Raw genomic sequence first — 18,811 nt, 5'->3', positions numbered from 1 at the left:
TACGGTGCGTTTCATCCGAGTTTCGGGCAGTATGTAACGACGTAACAACAGTTTAGCCGTACGGGCAGGGCTGTACTGTCATCTCCGGGCTGACAGTCTTATACTCTCTGTTCAAGGTTAACTGACCAGAAGTTTCGCGGTGCGGGTAGCATTGTGACTCACCGGCACCTGAACCCTTATTTTTCACGTACCAGTAGTTGTAGCGAATGAATACTGAAGCCACTCACGACCAACATGAAGCACTCTCCACTGGCGTTCGTCTTCGCAACGCCCGTGAACAACTCGGACTCAGCCAGCAAGCCGTTGCGGAACGCTTGTGCCTGAAGGTTTCCACGGTCCGCGATATTGAAGAAGATAAGGCACCTGCCGATCTGGCTTCAACGTTCTTGCGCGGTTATATCCGCTCTTACGCAAAACTGGTGCATATCCCCGAAAACGAATTACTGCCAATGATGGAGAAGCAGGCGCCGGTCCGTGCAGCAAAAGTTGCGCCGATGCAGACCTTCTCTCTGGGGAAACGTCGTAAAAAACGTGATGGCTGGCTGATGAGCTTTACCTGGCTGGTGCTGTTTGTGGTGATCGGTCTGACCGGTGCATGGTGGTGGCAAAACCACAAGGCGCAGCAGGAAGAGATCACCACCATGGCCGATCAATCGTCTGCTGAACTCAACCAGGCCGGAAATGATAACGCCCAGAGCGTGCCGCTGAATACCGACGGTGCGGCGTCCTCCAGCGAACCACAGACCGCAGCGCCAGACGCGTCTGCAACCGGTGCGGCACAGGCTCCTGCAGCAACGGCTGACACCACTGCGCCGCAGGCTCAGGATCAAAACGCGGTTGTTGCCCCTTCTCAGGCAAATGTTGATACGGCGGCGAACGCGCCTGCGGCTACTCAGCCTGCAGACAATACCGCAGCGTCTCTGCCAACCAGCCCGGCGGATACTGCGACAGCAGCCGATCCTAACGCACTGGTGATGAATTTCAGCGCCGACTGCTGGCTGGAAGTTACTGACGCGACAGGTAAAAAACTGTTCAGCGGCCTGCAGCGTAAAGATGGCACGTTAAATCTAATCGGCCAGGCTCCTTATAAACTTAAAATCGGCGCTCCGGCAGCGGTACAGATCCAGTATCAAGGAAAACCTGTCGACCTGAGCCGCTTTATCAGAACTAACCAGGTTGCACGTCTTACCGTTAATGCCGAACAATCAGCAGCACAGTAACAGACGGGCAACGCGGGAGATTTTTCATGCATAACCAGGCTCCGATTCAACGTAGAAAATCGAAACGGATTTACGTTGGGAATGTGCCAATCGGCGATGGGGCACCTATCGCCGTTCAGTCGATGACCAACACGCGCACCACCGATGTAGAAGCGACGGTCAACCAAATCAAAGCATTAGAGCGTGTAGGTGCGGACATTGTTCGCGTCTCCGTCCCGACCATGGATGCCGCAGAGGCGTTCAAACTGATCAAACAGCAGGTCAGCGTTCCGCTGGTGGCTGATATCCACTTCGACTACCGCATCGCACTGAAAGTGGCCGAATACGGCGTCGATTGCCTGCGTATTAATCCGGGCAACATCGGTAACGAAGAGCGTATCCGCATGGTCGTGGACTGCGCCCGCGATAAAAATATCCCTATCCGTATTGGCGTTAACGCCGGTTCCCTGGAAAAAGACCTGCAGGAAAAATACGGCGAGCCTACGCCACAGGCGCTGCTCGAATCCGCTATGCGTCACGTCGATCATCTCGATCGTCTTAACTTCGATCGGTTCAAAGTCAGCGTAAAAGCGTCCGACGTGTTCCTGGCGGTAGAGTCTTATCGCCTGCTGGCAAAGCAGATCGACCAGCCTCTGCATCTCGGGATCACCGAAGCGGGCGGCCTGCGCAGCGGCTCGGTAAAATCCGCGATCGGTCTTGGGCTATTGCTCTCAGAAGGGATTGGTGACACCCTGCGCGTCTCGCTGGCGGCCGATCCGGTCGAAGAGATCAAAGTCGGTTTCGATATCCTGAAGTCGCTGCGTATTCGCGCGCGTGGGATCAACTTCATTGCCTGCCCAACCTGCTCACGTCAGGAGTTTGATGTGATCGGGACGGTGAATGCCCTGGAGCAACGTCTGGAAGACATTATCACCCCGATGGACGTCTCCATCATCGGCTGTGTGGTAAACGGCCCGGGTGAAGCGCTGGTGTCAACCCTGGGCGTGACCGGCGGTAACAAGAAAAGTGGTCTCTATGAAGATGGCGTTCGTAAAGATCGTCTGGATAATAGCGACATGATCGACCAGCTTGAAGCCCGCATCCGCGCCAAAGCCGCCATGATGGACGAGACACAGCGTATCAGCATCCAGCAGGTTGAAAAATAACGTGATGGGAAGCGTGCCGCTTCCCATGTATGATTGAACCCATTCTTTGGGTTTTTTTTGTATATAGAAAGAGAATAAACGTGGCAAAAAACATTCAAGCCATCCGCGGCATGAACGATTATCTGCCTGGCGAAACCGCCATCTGGCAGCGCATTGAAGGCACGCTGAAGCAGGTGCTCGGCAGCTACGGTTACAGCGAAATCCGTTTGCCGATTGTAGAGCAGACCCCGTTATTCAAACGCGCGATCGGTGAAGTCACCGACGTGGTTGAAAAAGAGATGTACACCTTTGAGGACCGCAACGGCGACAGCCTGACCCTGCGTCCGGAAGGGACGGCGGGCTGCGTACGCGCCGGCATCGAACATGGTCTTCTGTACAATCAGGAGCAGCGCCTGTGGTATATCGGCCCGATGTTCCGCCACGAACGTCCTCAGAAAGGTCGTTATCGCCAGTTCAATCAGCTGGGTGTGGAAGTCTTTGGTCTGCAGGGCCCGGACATCGACGCCGAACTGATTATGCTGACCGCCCGTTGGTGGCGCGCCCTGGGTATCGCCGATCACGTTTCCCTTGAGCTGAACTCTATCGGTTCTCTGGAAGCCCGCGCTAACTACCGCGATGCGCTGGTGGCGTTCCTGGAACAGCATAGAGAGAAGCTGGACGAAGACTGCAAACGTCGCATGTACAGCAACCCGCTGCGCGTTCTGGATTCCAAAAACGCGGATGTTCAGGCACTGCTGAACGATGCGCCTGCGCTGGGTGACTACCTGGATGAAGAATCTCGCGAACACTTCGCGGGCCTGTGCAAGCTGCTTGAAGCTGCAGGCATCGCCTATACCGTGAATCAACGCCTGGTACGCGGTCTGGACTACTACAACCGTACCGTGTTTGAGTGGGTGACCACGAGCCTCGGCTCTCAGGGCACCGTGTGCGCGGGCGGTCGTTATGACGGTCTGGTAGAGCAACTTGGCGGTCGCGCAGCACCTGCTGTTGGCTTCGCGATGGGTCTTGAGCGACTTGTTTTGCTGGTTCAGGCAGTTAATCCGGAATTTAAAGCAGATTCCGTTGTCGATATATACCTGGTGGCCTCAGGCGCGGAAACGCAGTCTGCGGCGATGCAGCTTGCCGAACGCGTGCGCGATGCGCTGCCGGGCGTTAAGCTGATGACCAACCATGGCGGCGGCAACTTTAAAAAACAGTTTGCTCGTGCCGATAAGTGGGGCGCAAGTATTGCACTGGTGCTGGGCGAGTCCGAAGTGGCTAACGGCGAAGTGGTGGTGAAGGACCTGCGCTCTGGTGAGCAGACAACGGTAACGCAGGACGGCGTTGCGGCGCACTTGCGCACTCTATTGGGCTAAGGAGAAGGACTGCGTGGAAATTTACGAGAACGAACACGATCAGGTCGACGCGATTAAGCGCTTCTTTGTTGAAAACGGCAAAGCGCTGGTTGTTGGGGTTGTTTTAGGTATCGGTGCGCTGGTGGGCTGGCGTTACTGGAACAATCATCAGGCAGATTCCGCGCGCGGCGCGTCTCTGTCCTATGAAAATACCGTGAGCGCAATTCGTGCCGATCAGCCTCAAACGCTGACGGCGGCAGAAAAGTTTGCGGCTGACAACAAAAACACCTACGGTGCACTGGCTGCGCTGGAAGTGGCTCAGCAGTACGTTGATAAGAACGAACTGGATAAAGCCGCTGCACAGCTGTCTCAGGGCCTTGCTGCCGCCAGTGATGAAAACCTGAAAGCGGTGATCAATCTGCGCCTGGCACGTATTCAGGTTCAGCAGAAGAAAGCTGACGATGCGCTGAAAACGCTCGATACCATCAAAGGCGAAGGCTTTGCTGCCATCGTTGCCGATCTGCGCGGTGAAGCACTGCTGAGCAAAGGTGACAAAGCGGGCGCGCGTAAAGCGTGGCAAGCTGGCGTAGAGAGCAATGCTTCACCTGCGCTGAGCGAAATGATGCAGATGAAAATAAATAATTTGTCCGTCTGAGAGGGACCCGATGCAATTGCGTAAATTACTTCTGCCAGGACTGCTTTCTGTTACGTTATTGAGTGGTTGTTCACTGTTCAGTGGCGAAGAAGACGTTGTGAAAATGTCCCCACTGCCGACGGTTGAAAACCAGTTTACTCCATCCACCGCGTGGGATGTCTCCGTGGGCAATGGGATTGGTGATTTCTATTCCAACCTTCATCCTGCGTATGCAGACAGCGTTGTCTATGCCGCTGACCGCAAAGGTACCGTGAAAGCGGTGAACGCCGATGACGGGAAAGAAGTGTGGTCCGTTAACCTGGCGGAAAAAGACGGCTGGTTCTCCCGTAAATCTGCACTGCTCTCTGGCGGTCTGACCGTTGCTGGTGGCCACGTCTACGTGGGTAGCGAAAAAGCGCAGGTTTATGCGCTGAACAGCAGCGACGGCTCCATTGCCTGGCAAACAACCGTGGCGGGTGAATCCCTGTCGCGTCCGGTAGTAAGCGACGGCCTGGTGCTGATTCATACCAGCAACGGCCAGCTGCAGGCGCTGAACGAAGCGGACGGTCTGGTGAAATGGACCGTTAACCTGGATATGCCTGCGCTCTCTCTGCGCGGCGAATCCGCGCCGGCTACCGCATTTGGTGCTGCTATTGTGGGCGGTGATAACGGTCGCGTGAGCGCCGTGCTGATGCAGCAGGGCCAGATGATCTGGCAGCAGCGTATCTCTCAGGCCACAGGCTCAACGGAAATTGATCGTCTGAGCGACGTAGATACAACGCCGGTTATCGTTAACGGTGTGGTTTACGCCCTGGCCTACAACGGCAACCTGACCGCGCTGGATCTGCGCAGCGGCCAGATCATGTGGAAACGTGAGCTGGGCTCGGTGAACGATTTCATCGTTGAGGGTAACCGTATTTATATGGTTGACCAGAACGACCGTCTGCTGGCCCTGAGCACCGAAGGCGGCGTAACGCTGTGGACGCAAAGTGACCTGCTGCACCGTCTGCTGACCGCACCGGCGCTGTACAACGGTAGCCTGGTTGTCGGCGACAGCGAAGGGTATATGCACTGGATCGATCCGGATAACGGCCGCTTTGTTGCGCAGCAAAAAGTCGACAGCTCTGGTTTCCTGACCGACCCGGTTGTGGCCGACGGCAAACTGCTGATTCAGGCAAAAGACGGCACGCTGTACGCGATCACGCGTTAATTACCCGGCGGTTGTAGTATACTAAACGGCTCCTGTTCACTCAGGAGCCGTTTTGACATTTTTAAAAACGCCGCGAAAGCGACGTTATTTTGAATTTTATGAGGCTTCAAACATGGTACCTGTGGTCGCGCTTGTCGGGCGCCCTAACGTTGGAAAATCCACTCTTTTTAACCGTTTAACACGCACCCGTGATGCGCTGGTTGCGGATTTCCCGGGGCTGACGCGTGACCGTAAGTACGGTCGTGCAGAGGTGGAAGGACGCGAGTTCATCTGTATTGATACCGGTGGTATTGACGGCACGGAAGACGGCGTGGAAACCCGCATGGCGGAACAGTCGCTGCTGGCGATTGAAGAAGCGGACGTGGTGCTGTTCATGGTGGATGCACGCGCTGGCCTGATGCCGGCGGACTCCGCTATTGCCAAACACCTGCGTTCACGCGAAAAGCCGACCTTCCTGGTGGCGAACAAAACTGACGGTATCGATGCCGATCAGGCCATTGCGGATTTCTGGTCTCTGGGCCTGGGTGAAATCTATCCTATCGCGGCATCGCATGGCCGTGGCGTTACCAGCCTGCTGGAAACCGTTCTGCTGCCGTGGGTTGACGAAGTGAACCCGCCGGAAGAGGTGGACGAAGACGCTGAATACTGGGCGCAGTTTGAAGACGGAGAAGAGGGCGAAGAAGAAGAGCCTGAAGACGACTTCAACCCGCAGGATCTGCCTATCAAGCTGGCCATCGTGGGTCGTCCAAACGTAGGTAAGTCTACACTTACTAACCGTATTCTGGGCGAAGAGCGCGTGGTTGTTTACGACATGCCGGGCACCACCCGCGACAGCATCTACATCCCGATGCAGCGCGATGAGCGTGAATATGTCCTCATCGACACCGCCGGGGTGCGTAAGCGCGGGAAAATCACCGATGTGGTGGAGAAATTCTCCGTTATCAAAACCCTGCAGGCGATCGAAGATGCTAACGTAGTGCTGCTCGTCATCGACGCACGCGAGGGTATCTCCGATCAGGACCTCTCTCTGCTCGGCTTTATCCTCAATAGTGGGCGCTCACTGGTTATCGTGGTCAACAAATGGGATGGCCTGAGCAACGAAGTGCGTGAGCAGGTGAAAGAGACCCTCGACTTCCGTCTGGGCTTTATCGACTTTGCACGCGTACACTTTATCTCTGCGCTGCACGGCAGCGGCGTGGGTAACCTGTTCGAATCCGTGCGCGAAGCGTACGACAGCTCCACCCGTCGTCAGAGCACCGCCATGCTGACCCGTATCATGAATATGGCTGCGGAAGACCATCAGCCGCCGCTGGTGCGCGGTCGTCGCGTGAAGCTGAAATACGCCCACGCCGGTGGTTATAACCCGCCAATCGTGGTGATTCACGGCAACCAGGTGAAAGACCTGCCGGACTCCTACAAGCGCTACCTGATGAACTACTTCCGTAAATCGCTGGACGTGATGGGCACGCCTATCCGTATCCAGTTCAAGGAAGGGGAAAACCCGTTCGCCAACAAGCGCAACACCCTGACGCCAAACCAGATGCGCAAGCGTAAGCGTCTGATTAAGCACATTAAGAAAAGCAAGTAAGCTATCAGGGCGATTCACCCACCAGCACGAAATCCATAAAGCCCGTATATGTCGGGCTTTTTTGTTATCAGGGGCTATCATAACGACGCATCAGAGTGCATGATAATGTTGTACACAAGGTTGTACCCTGTATGGGTTATCGCTGTTTTGGGTACATCTTGGGTAGTTTTTGGGACAAATTACGTTGTACCCATGACTAAATAGACTGGTTTATCGGGTATTCGCACATGCCAAAACTTACAGATATGCAAATTCGCGCTTGGGTTAAGAGCGGGGAAAGGTTCGAGGGACGCGCCGACGGTGACGGCCTGTATCTGAGGTTTCGTAAAGAGGATAAAACCCCTTTTTGGCGCTACCGCTATAAAATGGCAGGTAAGTCCAGAACTATGCTGATTGGCTCTTACTCTGACTTCCCTTTGTCTAAAGCAAGGGAGATAGCAAGGGAGCTTTCAGCACGCGTTGCGCTGGGTTATGACGTGGCAGCAGAGAAGCAGCAGCGAAAAGCCGATGCCATGGCAAAGATCGAGGCTGAGAAGAGCGCCATTAACGTTTCGGCGCTTGCCGCTGAGTATTACACCCGCCAGATAGAACCGAATTACAAACACCCTGACCTTTTCCGCAGCAGCCTACAAAAAAACATCGTGGCGCTAATTGGCAAGATGAACGTTGAGGACGTTCGCCCGCGTCAAATTGATAGCATTTTGCAGGACGTACTACAGCGCGGTTCTCCCACAGTCGCTAATGATGTATTGAGAATGCTAAAGCGCCTGTTTGATTACGCTGTGGTGCGCGGAATGATTGAGGTGAACCCCGCTATATCCTTTGGCTCGAAGGATGCCGGGGGCAAGGAGCAGGGGCGAAAACGCGCCTTATCACGCGATGAACTAATCCAGTTCTTTAAAGCGCTACGCCGTGGGCGTGGGATAAGCAGGGAAAACGAGCTTACTTTCAAAATCATCCTTGCGCTGGGTGTCAGAAAGATGGAGCTATGCGCCGCAGAATGGGCTGAGTTTGATTTAAAAAATGCCGTCTGGCACCTGCCGGGAATCCGCGCGAAGAATGGCGATGATATCGATATTCCGCTGCCGCAGCCGGTAATCGAGTGGATCGAAGAAATAAGGCTCTTTGCCGGAGACAGTCGCTGGTTAATTCCGGCCAGGCGAGCCAGAACGACCTCACACGTCAGCCGCGCCACCCTGAATATGGTTATGCCCGCCGTCCTGAAAGAAATGCCGGATGTTGAGCCATTCAGCATTCACGATCTGCGCCGCACAATGCGTACTCAAATGGCAGCGTTGGGGATTGACCCTGTGATAGCTGAGCGATGCCTGAACCACAAAATACCGGGCGTTGAGGGTATCTATAACCGCCATGAGTATTTCGACGAACGCAAAGCAGCGCTGGCGCAGTGGGCGGATTTGCTGGTGGCTCTGGAACGCGGCGAAGAATACAACGTGACGCCATTGAGAAAGGCGAAGTAACCACGATTAGTAACCAGAATTAACGAACAGATTGAGCCTAGCCCGACGGGGCGAAAAGCGGAAAGCCTTACCGCCTGACTCAATCGCTCTTTAAGGCGTGGCGTAAAAGGTAACGCGATGACACAAAAATTTACCCGGAATTATTATCGAATTGAGGAAGCAGCAAATTATATCGGCTGTAGCGTTGATTATATCGTTCATCTGGCAGCAATTGGGACAATAGAGGCTTGCCTGATGATGGATGGATTCGAAAGCACGTTAATAGTCTATGGCATTCCTGCCGGAGAAGATGAATCTTTTTTTGATGATTTGCAGTCGCCGCGATGCTTCGGCTCTATATGTGCGGAAAAGACATCAACATCATATTTCCTGCCATCCGTAACGAGCATGAGAGCCGTATCAGTCGGTTACATCATGAAGGGTAGGGCTTTTGGATTGTGGGCTATCCCGCTCGAAGGGATGGAAAAAATAGAACGTCATGGCACTGCGCAAGCTGATTGTTTCAACTCTGATTGTTGGCGAGAACTGAAAGCAGACAAAGGGATATCGCTATGTCTTCATCCGGCGTCATTGTATTACGAAACCGTAGAAGAAGCTCATAATGCCCTGCATGAAGAAAATGGGCGTAAAGCGCTAAGCATTCCAAAGCCAACCTTCACCGTACAAGACATATATATATCGCATTGTACTTTGAAAAAAATTGAAGTTCTCAAGGACAAAAAAGAACCCCCAGAGTCTATCTATTCAGGGCTTCCGCTCGGCATCCAGCCAGAAACCGACGAGCAAGATAAAAATACACCAGTAGTGAACAATAATAAGATGGGTGACTTTATTGAAATGCTAATCCGATGCGTCCCTGAGTTGGGTGACGATGTAATGGACGCAAGTCCCAATAGACGCCATGAGATTCTAAGATCATTTCTTGATGCGCAGAAGAATAAAGGCAAGTTCAAAGACATGACAATGCCATCATCCCCAACCATTGAGAAATATTTCAGAATTTGAAACTGGCCATTCGAAATTTGGAACTGACCATTCGAAATTTGGAACATTGACCGCTGAATTTTATGTTCAATACCCGCAACTTCAACCGCTATCAAGAGGAGTTACGGGTACATGACATCTAAACAAGCAGCGCATTTAGCTACAGCACATTTAGCCATTCCAGCCACAGGGTACATCCGCCGTTTCCGTATGCCGGAACTTCTGGGTGTATCCATGCCAACCATTGATCGCTGGGCGAAGAACGGCACAATGCCGCGCCCGGTGAAACTCAGCGATAACGTGACCGCATTTGACGCAGTAGAGATTAATAACTGGCTGGCTGAGCGCCGGGGAAAGGTGGCGTAATGAAAAAGAAAAACCGCCCATTACAGGCGGCTAATTCAGATATTCGCACGTCTGATGTTACGCCACCAGCGCCCACCACACAAGTGAACCATAACGCCGACGCTGGGGGCTATCAGGGGCTTTCTCAGCCTGAAATTGCCGACATTCTCAATCTATACCCGGACAATCTCACCGCCGCATAACGGAGACTGAAATATGAAACTCGAAAAAAGCCGATTCAATTCGGAGGCCGCCCCACGCTTCACCACCAGCACGGGCGAACATAGCAATAATGACTTTGCCGCGATTGTCCCCGTTATTTCCGGTCAAATTGGCGGGCGTGAGGCCAGTATTGTTAGCGCTAAGGCACTGCATAAAGCGCTTGGAGTAGGTAACGACTTTTCAACCTGGATCAAACTACGCATTGATGAATATGGCTTTAGCCTGAGTGCTGATTACGTGGTTTTTGATTCCTCAGATTTCAGGAATCAAAGTTCAAATTTTGAACAGCGTAGCCCCGAATGGGTGGCAAAGCGTGGCGGCGACCGCCGCAGCAAAGATTATGGCCTTTCTCTGGGAATGGCTAAAGAACTGGCAATGGTTGAGCGTAACGAACAAGGCCGAGCTGTTCGCCGCTACTTCATCCAGTGCGAGGAAGCGCTATCCCGCAGCGTGCCGGAGATTGCCTCGCAGTACCGTCGCCAGCTTAAAGCCCGCATTGGTGCCGCAAACCAGTTTAAGCCGATGTGCGAGGCGCTGGAGGCTTCACGCGCAGAGCAGGGCAAGCAGACGCTGCCACGCCACTACAGCAACGAGAGCAACATGATCGCCCGTATCGTGCTGGGTGGCATGACGGCGAAGCAGTGGGCGCAGACTAACGGCATCGATGGCGAACCCCGCGACAGCATGAGCGCCGTACAGCTTGAACACCTGACTTATCTGGAAAGCACCAATATCACGCTGATTGAGTTAGGCCAGGACTACCAGCAACGCAAAGATGAGTTAACGCGCCTGTCTCAGCGCTGGCTGGCTAAGCGTCTGGAGGTTCACTAATGGCTCAGACAACCAGCACCCCACGCCCGCAGCAGCGCTACAAGGACTCACACGGCGCTATCGTGACCGTTGAGCGCGTTGAGCATAACCGCGTGACGTTCTACCGTGACGGATATCAATACCCGTGCATACAGCCGATTGAGCGTTTCATGAAGGAGTTCGCAGAGGTGGAGCAATGATTGCCGTCCAGAGTAACAGCCTCTCACTGGCTGGCAGCAAAGAGCCTGATGTTAACGGGTTGCCGCTTTCGATGGTTGACCAGTGGCAGGAGTACCAGACTACCCGAACCTTTGCGGTATCCGTGCCCTCCGCGCTACGTCGCCAGTATTACCCTGACGATGCCGCATTCGGTAAGGCGATGCGTGATGCGGGTTATGTGACTATCCGCACTCGCAAGTTAACGGGGAAGCTGGAAAGTTTCTGGCTCTACCGTGTGACGGGCGATGATAAGGGGGTATGCACAGCAGAACCCGCACAGCGCAAGGCTTGTAGCGTAGTTGTCCAGACCATGACAAAGCCGCATCCGTGGTTTAAACGTGTGGCACTCGATGGCAAATGGCAGTACGTCTATGCAGACCACATCCGTTTTCTGACGAAGAAGCGCCACCGCGTTGATGGTGTGCGTGTGCAGGGCTTTACCGCTGGCGGGCTGTCTGTGGAGGTGATTGCATGACGGCGTTTGTGAACTATGAGGGGAAGGGCTTCTCACTGGCTGGCCTGTTAGCGGATATAAGCTGTTATAGTCCAGTTTCGGAGAAAAAATTCCCCCTTATTTCTGGTTGGGTGGAAAACTTTGCTACCGCTGAAAGCGGCGCCGTTAGGACTTTCGTTACCAGTACGCGCGTAGGGCGGGAAGTAATAAAAAAGGGTAGCATTTCAAATGCTACCCTTTGGTTATGCGCCAGCGTGGATCACTCCTCTGGTGCGTCTGGTTTTGGTTTGCGGCGTTTAGTTATCGTGGCTTGTAGCGTTTCGGCTACACGCTCATTCAGCGCGATTTTTCGCCCGCTATACAACGGGTTCCATCGCCCCCATAAGCTACTGGAATTTAAACGCGCCCCCTCCAGCAGGAAGCGCATCGGTTTATCTGGCGAAGACCCGTCTAACTCGTCGTCCACTGGCTTATCGTCTTCTGGCTCGCTCATGGATCACGCCTCTTGCTCGTCCGATTTTGGCTTGCGGCGCTGGCGGCGCTTCACTTCACCACGCATTGAAGTAACGATAAAACCAGCACTGCTTTCGCCATCTTCTTTTAACAATTCCATATCTGATACAACTTCATGCGGAACCCTGACGGTGAATAGTTGCGATTTTGCATTCTTGTTAGGCGTTGCCATTACTGATTCCTCTTTGTTTTGGTGTGTATCAGTATATGCAAAAAAAAGTTATCCGCAATGCTTGAAGTGTGTTTCACTTAAGTGTAGCTTTAAAAGTGATGGTGAAACACACCTATCAAATGCGAAGCCCGGCAGTGGTGGAACACTAACCGGGCTTCTAACCACCACCGATAACAGAACTATCGAGGCAGCTATGAAAAATAGTACCACACACCCGCAAGGGCGGGATTCGCACACCCTGAATAAATTCATCTGGCGCTTTCTGGCGCTGAGTACAGCAAACCCACGCCTGATTACCATTGAGGCCGCAACCGAAGCGGAAGCCCGCCAGCAGTCACCCGATGGCTGCGTGATGGTGTTCTCTGCCCGTTTCAGAGCGGGGGTGAGCCATGCGTAAAAAACCACTGAAAAGTAGCATTGAGTTTGCTCAGAAATCATTAGAGCAAGCCTCTGCCGTGCTGGTTGCCGTCAGCCTTTCCGCTGAAAGGATGGATGCGACTGATATATCCATCGCTATAGACGCGTGTTCGGGGCTGGTCAACGACGCCCTTTCAGAGCTGGCAATCATGGAGGCCGGAGAATGAACCACTTCCACATTACAGGCTACGGCGTCAATAAGCGCGGCCTGACCATTGGCATTAATTACCGTCTCACATCTTCCAGTGCCAGAGAGGCGACGGCGCACGCGATGAACAAAGCACAGCACGAAGGGTTAACCAGTGTTCGCATTACCCGCGTCATGGAGGTTTCAGCATGAGCAATTGCCAGATTGAGAAAAAAAGGGCGGTCAGTATGCGCATTCGTGCCGCTATGGGTTGCGATGAAGTACCGAAACCAGACGCAGCGGATAACGTTTCACGCGCCCGCCTTTTGCGTGTGCACGCAGGACTGACCCATGTACTGACGGAGATTGTGCCGGGAATAACAGAGAGCGCGGTACGTGACGAGCTGTATGCGTGGTTGTTTGAGATTCACTCAATCACAGGCGCGGAAGATTGTCAGGCGAGAGCGGAGGCGGGTAAATGAAACAGTTCCGAATTTTCGCTACCTGTCTTGATGCCGCGGGAGCGTCGATAGCGGTCACATGGTACGGCGAGGGCAGTACGCCAGATATTGCCGTTCAGCAAATGAGAGACGAAGCACACGGCAACGGCTGGAGCGTGGAAGCTATCGCCGCTGTTCAGCAGCGTGAGAAACAACAGGAGTCAGCAGCATGATTACATTACACCGCGCAGAGGCCACACCGGACGGCGTGAGCATCATGACACGCAATGATGCCGGGATATATGAGCATGTAGCCATTATCACCTATGAGAGCGCTGTAAGCCGTCTGGATGCGGGAGAGTACGACGATAAGCCAGATATCGGCTACGCCATTCATTCTGCCGTTGCTGATGGCGGGGCGTGTGGCTGGTTCGACTTCACTGCGCAGCATAACGTGACTATGTGGCGCTGGCTGGTTGCCGCTGTCTTTATCTCTGACATGAAGCGTGAGAACGGCACAACCTCCGTCACTGAGGCTGACGGCACAACGTCAAAGGTAGCGATTTACTCAAATGGTAAGGCGGGGATTGTGGTTTATCCGTTCTCTGAACGTCTGGCGATGGCGAACAACATCGAGGGTGCGATGATTGAGCGCTACGGAATTGAACAGGGTACAGAGCACGCCATTACGTTTTATGCCCGAATGATTGACGCTGATGCCGGGGTTATTTCGGATTTTGGGCGTGAAGTACTGGCGCAGTTACACGATCACTTTATCGCAGACCTTGAACAGAACGGGCTGCCAGAGCAGCCGCTGGCGCACTGAGGGACAGCATGATTACTAAAAATTTCCAGCTTAATTCACTGGCTAACCAGTATGCGGCGGCACTGTATGACCATATCACCGCCACCAGCGGCGGCGCTTATTTCATGGTTGATGTAGGCGGGCAGTCTGTTAGCGTGGACATTATCGGCGGCGTCAAAGGGGTGCGTGACCTTATCGACAGTTACGCACTGGAGGCGCTCAGGGACAACTACCCGCATTGGGAAAGTATCGGGATCGCGCTAATGACAAGATGCGCCGGGCGCGGCGGTATCACTGACACCGGGATAGAGATTTGGCAGAGCATGACTAACGATATGGGCGCAACGGTTTCGGGTAATGGCGGGGGTGTGAATGCGTAATATCGACCTTATCCGCGAAGTGACCAGCGCAGCAGCGAATAACTGGCCTCATGTGCTGGCTGGCCTGAATATTGATGTTCCTGATTCGCCCCACCGACACGCCGGATGCCCCGTGTGTGGCGGTACGGATCGCTTTCGGTTCGACGACAACGGGCGCGGCGCTCACATCTGCAATCAGTGCGGTGCGGGCGACGGCTTAGACCTGATTAAGAAGGTGAACAACTGCGACACCACGGAGGCGGCGAGGCTTGCCGCTGGTGTGCTGGGTATTGATTACCGGACAGCAGAAGCAGACCCGACAGCAGCGAGCCAGAGAAGGGAGCAACTGGAAGCTGACCGCCAGCAGCGAGAGCAGGAGCGCCAGAAACAGGCCGCAGAGAGAGCAAAGCAGCGACAGGCTACCTTTGCCAGTCTGTACGCCGGAATGCGTGACAGCGCCGTACAGCGTGAATCTGAATACCTGATTGCTAAGGGGCTGGACGGGTTCACTTTCCCGCTATTGCCTGATGGTTCAGTCCTGCTTGAGCTGGTGGACGAATCCGGCGCGGTGGCAGCAGCGCAGACCATTACCCCGCAGGGAGAAAAGCGCCTCCTGACGGGTTCGGCAAAGCGCGGGGCATACCATGCCGTAAACGCGCCAGAATCGCCCCATAGCGTTTTAATCGCCGAAGGGCTGGCAACGGCATTATCAGTTCACCTGATGCGCCCTGACGCGCTCACAGTGGCAGCAATTGACGCCGGGAACCTGACTCATGTAGCCGGGGTAATGCGCCGGAAGTACCCGGACGCAGAAATCATCATTGCCGCAGATAACGACCACCACGAAGACGGGCAGCCCAATACAGGCAGAGAGGCCGCAGAGAAAGCCGCCTTGTCCGTGGCGGGCTGGGTATCCGTTCCACCGACAGGCCACAAGGCAGACTGGAATGACTACCACCATGAAAACGGGCTGGAAGCCTCTGTAGCGGCTTTTAACAATTCGATGTACCAGATTAAGGGGGAAGATGTGAACGTCCAACTGAGAGCGATTGAGGGCGGTAAAAAGAGCCGCCGAACAGAAAATGGTGACATTTCCCAGATGGCAGCAAGCCAGAAAGCAAAGTTGCTTGCGGCTCGCTGGGACAGGCTGGCGGTAAATGCTGATAGTGGCGTGGTGTATCACTACGGCTCGGGCGTGTGGGAAAAACTGCCAGACAGTGAGCTTGAGCGTGTCATGGTGTCTGTTTTTGAGGAGCACGAAGCCCATTATACGGAAAAGGGAATTAAGTCCGTGGTGGCGACGATGAAGCTACAGCTACAGCCCGCCGCTGACCAGCGAGCAGATCTAATCGGTTTTAATAATGGCGTGTACGACCTCAACACACAGACATTTTCCGCTCACAGCCCGGGTAACTGGCTGATGAACCATAACGGGATCGACTACACCCCCCCCGCGCCGGGAGAGAACCTTAAAGAACATGCCCCACACTTCACGCGATGGCTGAACCACGCCAGCGATGGCGACCACGGTAAAGGTGAGCGCATCAAAGCGGCCTTGTTTATGGTGCTGGCAAAGCGTCACGACTGGCAGCTATTTATTGAGGTGACGGGGGAAGGTGGCAGCGGTAAGTCCGTATTCAGCAGCATTGCCGCGACGCTTGCCGGGGAGCACAACACAGCCAGCGGTAGCATGAGCACGCTCGACCTTGCACGCGGGCGGGCGCAGTTCGTCGGAAAGAGCCTGATAATTATGCCTGACCAGACGCGCTATGTTGGTGAGGGGGCGGGCATCAAGGCCATTACAGGCGGCGATCCGGTTGAAATCGACGGCAAGTACGAAAAGCAGTTCACAACGGTACTGAATGCGGTTGTGCTGGCGACCAATAACGAACCAATGACATTTACCGAGCGTAACGGGGGCATTGCCCGCCGCCGTGTGATATTCCCGTTCAATAATCCAGTTTCTGAGGCAGATAAAGACCCGGATCTAACCGCTAAAATTCGGCTCGAAGTACCGGTAATCATTCGTCACTTGCTGGGTGCTTTTTCCGACCAGAACAGGGCTAAGTTACTTTTGCTGGAGCAGCGCGATTCACTGGAGGCGCTGGGCGTTAAGCGCGGCACAGATCCAGTAATCGACATGTGCGCAGCGCTTTTCTTCATGAACGAACCCAAAGGCATGATGATGGGCGGAGGTACATGGGCAGGCCAGCCAGAGCCGAGGGCGTATCTCTATCATCTGTATCTGGCATTTATGGAGTATCACGGGCTGGGTAAGCCGCTTTCCGTCAATAAGTTTTCACGCGCCATAAAATCAGCAGCAAAAGAGTACCGAGCCAGCTACCTGACGCGAAGCATTAACGGCAGGGCGCAAACCAACGTGGGCTATAACGAGATGGCGGAAGAGTTCATTCCCCGTGCTTACGGTGTGGAGAGCGGGCAGGGTGATGATTGAAACTTTTACGGCAGCACTTATCCCTACTGCCCTACTAAAAACGAGACAAGGCCAGACGTAGCAAGGATTTAAACTAGGTAGGGATATATATTTTTATCCCTACTTATCCCTACTTATCCCTACCAAATAAAACAGGCAGTAAAATGCCGTTGAAGTGATTTAGTAGGGATAAGTAGGGTTATGTAGGGCAACAAAATTGAATGCCTACCAGTCTGAAAGCCTTGCCATTCGTGGCCTGAGCCAGTTAGTAGGGATTGGTAGGGATATTACACCCCCAAAAAGATTCACAGGGGGGGGATGAATCAGAAGGAATGGAAAAAAATGAACGAGCACCACAAAAAGCAGATCGAAGTTATCAGGGAAATTGAGGCGCAGGGCTTCACCACGCAGGAGGCGGCGACCTTCTTAGTGGCTGGCGAATTGTCCCGACTGAATGAAATCATGGACTACCTGAAACGCTGGGGATTCTCTCTATGGCGGGATTCCTGAGTGCTGAGCAAGCTAACCCACATCACTAACCAGTAAAATTCAATAACAGGATGCGTAAATAAATACACAATTGGGAATCCCAGACCATTAATATGATTTTGTTGGTTATGATAGTTTATCCCATTGGCATTATTGACTCTTTTGGCTCACTCCGGTGAGCTTTTTTTTGCTTTATCGCTGCTAGAAATAGGTGTTGCGTGGTTAAAGACAGTAAAGCCGAAGAACTTGAGGCAAAAGGATTATATCGCAGGGCAGCGAGGCGATGGCAGGATGTTATGATGACCAGAGCCAGAAGCGACGAACAGGAATGGGTGAGGCGGCGTTGTGATTCGTGTCTGGCGAAACTGAAAAGCCAGGCAGTGAAAGCTGATGATTATGGCGATCTGCATAAAGCCGCTACTGGTACACAACACCACAGGAGATAGCAGCATTGACAGCCGCCAAGCTGGAGCATGAAGGCCACCAGCTTACCCCGGTAGAGGTTCGGGAGATGGAGCGCGTGATTAAGGCCGATATAGTCCGGCGCGACAGGTTCCGCGAAATGATGCGATCACCACTTTTGACCAAGGTTCTTACCGATTGCTTTTGTGGGGTCGTAGGATGACACCTGCTGAATGCTGACAGTGAGGTTAAATTCTTGTTTCACTTGTTCCACTACTTGCGTAGGGGTATCAAAGCAGGCTAAGGCCTGTACTATAAAGGCTTTAACCTCTGGTGATAATGCTGCCATTGGTTGCCTCCATAGCTAACCTAGTATAACTATCACGCTAATTTCATAAGGCATGTACCACATGCTCTTGCCACATTTAGATGAGCGACCTCAGCAGGTTTATTTATTCGCCTTTACATATTCGAACAACAAAACCCATCGCAGGTATCGCCAGTAAAGGGATATAGCAGTAGCTATTCCGCTGAATGGTAAAGCTGTGACAGTAGCGCAGTCAGCTTATCGCTATGCCCTCCCTGCCGCTTCCATGCGCTGTAAATGTCTTTATCCCATGCCTTGCCCGCCTTAGTCTGATAACCAGCTTCATTGAGCCGCTCAGCAATCACGCGCCCATTATCAAAGCCCTGACGGATAGTATCGGCAACAATAGAGATTACAGCGGCTTCATTATATGGGGTTGGCGGGATGCCCTGCTTTCCTCCAGCCAGCGCAGCGGCGGCTGTTTCCATTCGCTCCACCAGCGCCAGCATACGTGACTGAGGGTTATTCTCTGGCTGGTTCAGTTTGCTACGCAGCGCGTCTAGAAGCCATGCTGTTTTGTCCCCTCCAGATCCCGCTACGGATTGATTAAACGCCTCCAGCAACTCAGCCGGGACACGGAACGCTACAAGACTGGATTTACTCATGATTTGCGACCTTATAAGTGTTTATCTCTGAACAG

27 protein-coding genes and 1 pseudogene are annotated in these 18,811 nt (G+C 53.5%); 24 read left to right on the top strand and 4 right to left on the bottom strand.

The window, feature by feature from the left end:
• Positions 1-206 precede the first annotated feature (206 nt).
• The 13 genes from rodZ to KGP22_RS16510 all read left to right on the top strand — a co-directional run bounded on the left by rodZ (position 207) and on the right by KGP22_RS16510 (position 11,667).
• On the top strand, positions 207-1,220 hold the full coding sequence (gene rodZ / locus KGP22_RS16570) for a cytoskeleton protein RodZ (protein WP_111965151.1): 1,014 nt from the start codon (positions 207-209) through the stop codon (positions 1,218-1,220).
• Between the two features lie 26 nt (positions 1,221-1,246).
• Positions 1,247-2,365 (top strand): flavodoxin-dependent (E)-4-hydroxy-3-methylbut-2-enyl-diphosphate synthase, encoded by a 1,119-nt coding sequence (gene ispG / locus KGP22_RS16565; RefSeq protein WP_133294915.1) that lies wholly within the window; start codon positions 1,247-1,249, stop codon positions 2,363-2,365.
• A gap of 80 nt (positions 2,366-2,445) precedes the next feature.
• Positions 2,446-3,720: a histidine--tRNA ligase gene (gene hisS / locus KGP22_RS16560; protein WP_149366382.1), complete on the top strand. Its 1,275-nt coding sequence runs from the start codon at positions 2,446-2,448 to the stop codon at positions 3,718-3,720.
• A gap of 13 nt (positions 3,721-3,733) precedes the next feature.
• Complete coding sequence (locus KGP22_RS16555) at positions 3,734-4,354, top strand: YfgM family protein (protein ID WP_115875997.1); 621 nt, start codon at positions 3,734-3,736, stop codon at positions 4,352-4,354.
• A gap of 10 nt (positions 4,355-4,364) precedes the next feature.
• Positions 4,365-5,543 (top strand): outer membrane protein assembly factor BamB, encoded by a 1,179-nt coding sequence (bamB, locus tag KGP22_RS16550; protein WP_045620574.1) that lies wholly within the window; start codon positions 4,365-4,367, stop codon positions 5,541-5,543.
• 112 nt (positions 5,544-5,655) lie between these two features.
• Positions 5,656-7,131 carry a ribosome biogenesis GTPase Der gene (gene der / locus KGP22_RS16545; RefSeq protein ID WP_024908655.1) on the top strand — a complete coding sequence of 492 codons (1,476 nt, stop codon included), beginning with the start codon at positions 5,656-5,658 and terminating at the stop codon, positions 7,129-7,131.
• 227 nt (positions 7,132-7,358) lie between these two features.
• Positions 7,359-8,612 (top strand): site-specific integrase, encoded by a 1,254-nt coding sequence (locus KGP22_RS16540; protein ID WP_223580217.1) that lies wholly within the window; start codon positions 7,359-7,361, stop codon positions 8,610-8,612.
• A 117-nt stretch (positions 8,613-8,729) separates the two neighbouring features.
• Entirely contained in the window at positions 8,730-9,617 is an 888-nt protein-coding gene (locus tag KGP22_RS16535; RefSeq protein ID WP_223580215.1) for a hypothetical protein, read from the top strand.
• A 111-nt stretch (positions 9,618-9,728) separates the two neighbouring features.
• The gene (locus KGP22_RS16530) at positions 9,729-9,962 is read left to right on the top strand and encodes an AlpA family phage regulatory protein (protein ID WP_223580213.1); all 234 of its coding nucleotides are present in this window, start codon (positions 9,729-9,731) and stop codon (positions 9,960-9,962) included.
• Positions 9,962-10,144, top strand: a complete 183-nt coding sequence (locus KGP22_RS16525; protein ID WP_223580211.1) for a hypothetical protein — start codon at positions 9,962-9,964, stop codon at positions 10,142-10,144. The genes KGP22_RS16530 and KGP22_RS16525 overlap by 1 nt, the downstream gene beginning before the upstream one ends.
• Before the next feature lie 13 nt (positions 10,145-10,157).
• The gene (locus tag KGP22_RS16520) at positions 10,158-10,994 is read left to right on the top strand and encodes an antA/AntB antirepressor family protein (protein WP_223580209.1); all 837 of its coding nucleotides are present in this window, start codon (positions 10,158-10,160) and stop codon (positions 10,992-10,994) included.
• A complete protein-coding gene (locus KGP22_RS16515; protein ID WP_223580207.1) occupies positions 10,994-11,173 on the top strand; it encodes a DUF4222 domain-containing protein in 180 nt (59 codons plus the stop codon). The genes KGP22_RS16520 and KGP22_RS16515 overlap by 1 nt, the downstream gene beginning before the upstream one ends.
• Complete coding sequence (locus tag KGP22_RS16510; protein ID WP_223580205.1) at positions 11,170-11,667, top strand: hypothetical protein; 498 nt, start codon at positions 11,170-11,172, stop codon at positions 11,665-11,667. Before KGP22_RS16515 ends, KGP22_RS16510 begins: the two co-directional genes overlap by 4 nt.
• Positions 11,668-11,905: 238 nt before the next feature.
• Here KGP22_RS16510 and KGP22_RS16505 read toward each other — a convergent pair whose 3' ends face one another.
• Together KGP22_RS16505 and KGP22_RS16500 are read right to left on the bottom strand one after the other, a co-directional pair.
• The gene (locus tag KGP22_RS16505) at positions 11,906-12,139 is read right to left on the bottom strand and encodes a hypothetical protein (protein WP_223580203.1); all 234 of its coding nucleotides are present in this window, start codon (positions 12,137-12,139) and stop codon (positions 11,906-11,908) included.
• Between the two features lie 3 nt (positions 12,140-12,142).
• Positions 12,143-12,331, bottom strand: coding sequence for a YlcI/YnfO family protein (locus tag KGP22_RS16500; protein ID WP_223580201.1), 189 nt, complete (start codon positions 12,329-12,331; stop codon positions 12,143-12,145).
• Between the two features lie 193 nt (positions 12,332-12,524).
• Between KGP22_RS16500 and KGP22_RS16495 the strand changes: the two genes are divergently transcribed.
• The 11 genes from KGP22_RS16495 (at position 12,525) to KGP22_RS16445 (ending at position 18,027) form a co-directional block, all read left to right on the top strand.
• Entirely contained in the window at positions 12,525-12,728 is a 204-nt protein-coding gene (locus tag KGP22_RS16495) for a host cell division inhibitor Icd-like protein (protein WP_223580199.1), read from the top strand.
• Entirely contained in the window at positions 12,721-12,915 is a 195-nt protein-coding gene (locus KGP22_RS16490) for a hypothetical protein (protein WP_223539379.1), read from the top strand. The genes KGP22_RS16495 and KGP22_RS16490 overlap by 8 nt, the downstream gene beginning before the upstream one ends.
• The gene (locus KGP22_RS16485) at positions 12,912-13,088 is read left to right on the top strand and encodes a hypothetical protein (RefSeq protein WP_223580197.1); all 177 of its coding nucleotides are present in this window, start codon (positions 12,912-12,914) and stop codon (positions 13,086-13,088) included. The genes KGP22_RS16490 and KGP22_RS16485 overlap by 4 nt, the downstream gene beginning before the upstream one ends.
• Positions 13,085-13,357, top strand: a complete 273-nt coding sequence (locus KGP22_RS16480; protein ID WP_223580195.1) for a transcriptional regulator — start codon at positions 13,085-13,087, stop codon at positions 13,355-13,357. Before KGP22_RS16485 ends, KGP22_RS16480 begins: the two co-directional genes overlap by 4 nt.
• Complete coding sequence (locus KGP22_RS16475; protein ID WP_223580193.1) at positions 13,354-13,548, top strand: hypothetical protein; 195 nt, start codon at positions 13,354-13,356, stop codon at positions 13,546-13,548. The genes KGP22_RS16480 and KGP22_RS16475 overlap by 4 nt, the downstream gene beginning before the upstream one ends.
• A complete protein-coding gene (locus KGP22_RS16470; protein WP_223580191.1) occupies positions 13,545-14,141 on the top strand; it encodes a hypothetical protein in 597 nt (198 codons plus the stop codon). The genes KGP22_RS16475 and KGP22_RS16470 overlap by 4 nt, the downstream gene beginning before the upstream one ends.
• A gap of 8 nt (positions 14,142-14,149) precedes the next feature.
• Positions 14,150-14,500: a hypothetical protein gene (locus KGP22_RS16465; protein WP_223580189.1), complete on the top strand. Its 351-nt coding sequence runs from the start codon at positions 14,150-14,152 to the stop codon at positions 14,498-14,500.
• On the top strand, positions 14,493-16,934 hold the full coding sequence (locus KGP22_RS16460; protein WP_223580187.1) for a toprim domain-containing protein: 2,442 nt from the start codon (positions 14,493-14,495) through the stop codon (positions 16,932-16,934). The genes KGP22_RS16465 and KGP22_RS16460 overlap by 8 nt, the downstream gene beginning before the upstream one ends.
• Positions 16,935-17,231: 297 nt before the next feature.
• Complete coding sequence (locus tag KGP22_RS16455) at positions 17,232-17,423, top strand: hypothetical protein (RefSeq protein WP_223580184.1); 192 nt, start codon at positions 17,232-17,234, stop codon at positions 17,421-17,423.
• 197 nt (positions 17,424-17,620) lie between these two features.
• Complete coding sequence (locus KGP22_RS16450; protein WP_223539370.1) at positions 17,621-17,848, top strand: PerC family transcriptional regulator; 228 nt, start codon at positions 17,621-17,623, stop codon at positions 17,846-17,848.
• The gene (locus KGP22_RS16445) at positions 17,845-18,027 is read left to right on the top strand and encodes a hypothetical protein (protein ID WP_223582460.1); all 183 of its coding nucleotides are present in this window, start codon (positions 17,845-17,847) and stop codon (positions 18,025-18,027) included. The genes KGP22_RS16450 and KGP22_RS16445 overlap by 4 nt, the downstream gene beginning before the upstream one ends.
• On the opposite strand, the pseudogene KGP22_RS16440 reads toward KGP22_RS16445, so the two are convergent.
• Positions 17,977-18,153 (bottom strand): annotated as a pseudogene (locus KGP22_RS16440) (DUF2280 domain-containing protein); the annotation flags it as partial. The gene KGP22_RS16445 and the pseudogene KGP22_RS16440 sit on opposite strands and share 51 nt — an antisense overlap.
• A 173-nt stretch (positions 18,154-18,326) precedes the next feature.
• A complete protein-coding gene (locus tag KGP22_RS16435) occupies positions 18,327-18,776 on the bottom strand; it encodes a hypothetical protein (RefSeq protein WP_223580182.1) in 450 nt (149 codons plus the stop codon).
• Positions 18,777-18,811 lie beyond the last annotated feature (35 nt).

The sequence above is a fragment of the Enterobacter sp. JBIWA005 genome (assembly GCF_019968805.1).
In the GTDB taxonomy this organism is placed as follows: domain Bacteria; phylum Pseudomonadota; class Gammaproteobacteria; order Enterobacterales; family Enterobacteriaceae; genus Enterobacter; species Enterobacter vonholyi.
The sequence above is the reverse complement of the archived record's forward strand: the minus strand, read 5'-3'. Positions and strand labels throughout refer to the sequence as shown.

Bases quoted from the DNA above. Each gene is read 5' to 3' on its own strand.
- KGP22_RS16535 (WP_223580215.1), top strand. From the start codon at position 8,730: ATGACACAAAAATTTACCCGGAATTATTATCGAATTGAGGAAGCAGCA.
- KGP22_RS16485 (WP_223580197.1), top strand. From the start codon at position 12,912: ATGAACCACTTCCACATTACAGGCTACGGCGTCAATAAGCGCGGCCTG.
- KGP22_RS16470 (WP_223580191.1), top strand. From the start codon at position 13,545: ATGATTACATTACACCGCGCAGAGGCCACACCGGACGGCGTGAGCATC.
- KGP22_RS16525 (WP_223580211.1), top strand. From the start codon at position 9,962: ATGAAAAAGAAAAACCGCCCATTACAGGCGGCTAATTCAGATATTCGC.
- KGP22_RS16475 (WP_223580193.1), top strand. From the start codon at position 13,354: ATGAAACAGTTCCGAATTTTCGCTACCTGTCTTGATGCCGCGGGAGCG.
- KGP22_RS16490 (WP_223539379.1), top strand. From the start codon at position 12,721: ATGCGTAAAAAACCACTGAAAAGTAGCATTGAGTTTGCTCAGAAATCA.
- KGP22_RS16505 (WP_223580203.1), bottom strand. From the start codon at position 12,139: ATGAGCGAGCCAGAAGACGATAAGCCAGTGGACGACGAGTTAGACGGG.
- KGP22_RS16530 (WP_223580213.1), top strand. From the start codon at position 9,729: ATGACATCTAAACAAGCAGCGCATTTAGCTACAGCACATTTAGCCATT.
- bamB (WP_045620574.1), top strand. From the start codon at position 4,365: ATGCAATTGCGTAAATTACTTCTGCCAGGACTGCTTTCTGTTACGTTA.
- KGP22_RS16515 (WP_223580207.1), top strand. From the start codon at position 10,994: ATGGCTCAGACAACCAGCACCCCACGCCCGCAGCAGCGCTACAAGGAC.
- KGP22_RS16455 (WP_223580184.1), top strand. From the start codon at position 17,232: ATGAATCAGAAGGAATGGAAAAAAATGAACGAGCACCACAAAAAGCAG.
- KGP22_RS16500 (WP_223580201.1), bottom strand. From the start codon at position 12,331: ATGGCAACGCCTAACAAGAATGCAAAATCGCAACTATTCACCGTCAGG.
- KGP22_RS16540 (WP_223580217.1), top strand. From the start codon at position 7,359: ATGCCAAAACTTACAGATATGCAAATTCGCGCTTGGGTTAAGAGCGGG.
- der (WP_024908655.1), top strand. From the start codon at position 5,656: ATGGTACCTGTGGTCGCGCTTGTCGGGCGCCCTAACGTTGGAAAATCC.
- KGP22_RS16510 (WP_223580205.1), top strand. From the start codon at position 11,170: ATGATTGCCGTCCAGAGTAACAGCCTCTCACTGGCTGGCAGCAAAGAG.
- KGP22_RS16480 (WP_223580195.1), top strand. From the start codon at position 13,085: ATGAGCAATTGCCAGATTGAGAAAAAAAGGGCGGTCAGTATGCGCATT.
- KGP22_RS16435 (WP_223580182.1), bottom strand. From the start codon at position 18,776: ATGAGTAAATCCAGTCTTGTAGCGTTCCGTGTCCCGGCTGAGTTGCTG.
- KGP22_RS16495 (WP_223580199.1), top strand. From the start codon at position 12,525: ATGAAAAATAGTACCACACACCCGCAAGGGCGGGATTCGCACACCCTG.
- KGP22_RS16465 (WP_223580189.1), top strand. From the start codon at position 14,150: ATGATTACTAAAAATTTCCAGCTTAATTCACTGGCTAACCAGTATGCG.
- KGP22_RS16460 (WP_223580187.1), top strand. From the start codon at position 14,493: ATGCGTAATATCGACCTTATCCGCGAAGTGACCAGCGCAGCAGCGAAT.
- rodZ (WP_111965151.1), top strand. From the start codon at position 207: ATGAATACTGAAGCCACTCACGACCAACATGAAGCACTCTCCACTGGC.
- ispG (WP_133294915.1), top strand. From the start codon at position 1,247: ATGCATAACCAGGCTCCGATTCAACGTAGAAAATCGAAACGGATTTAC.
- KGP22_RS16520 (WP_223580209.1), top strand. From the start codon at position 10,158: ATGAAACTCGAAAAAAGCCGATTCAATTCGGAGGCCGCCCCACGCTTC.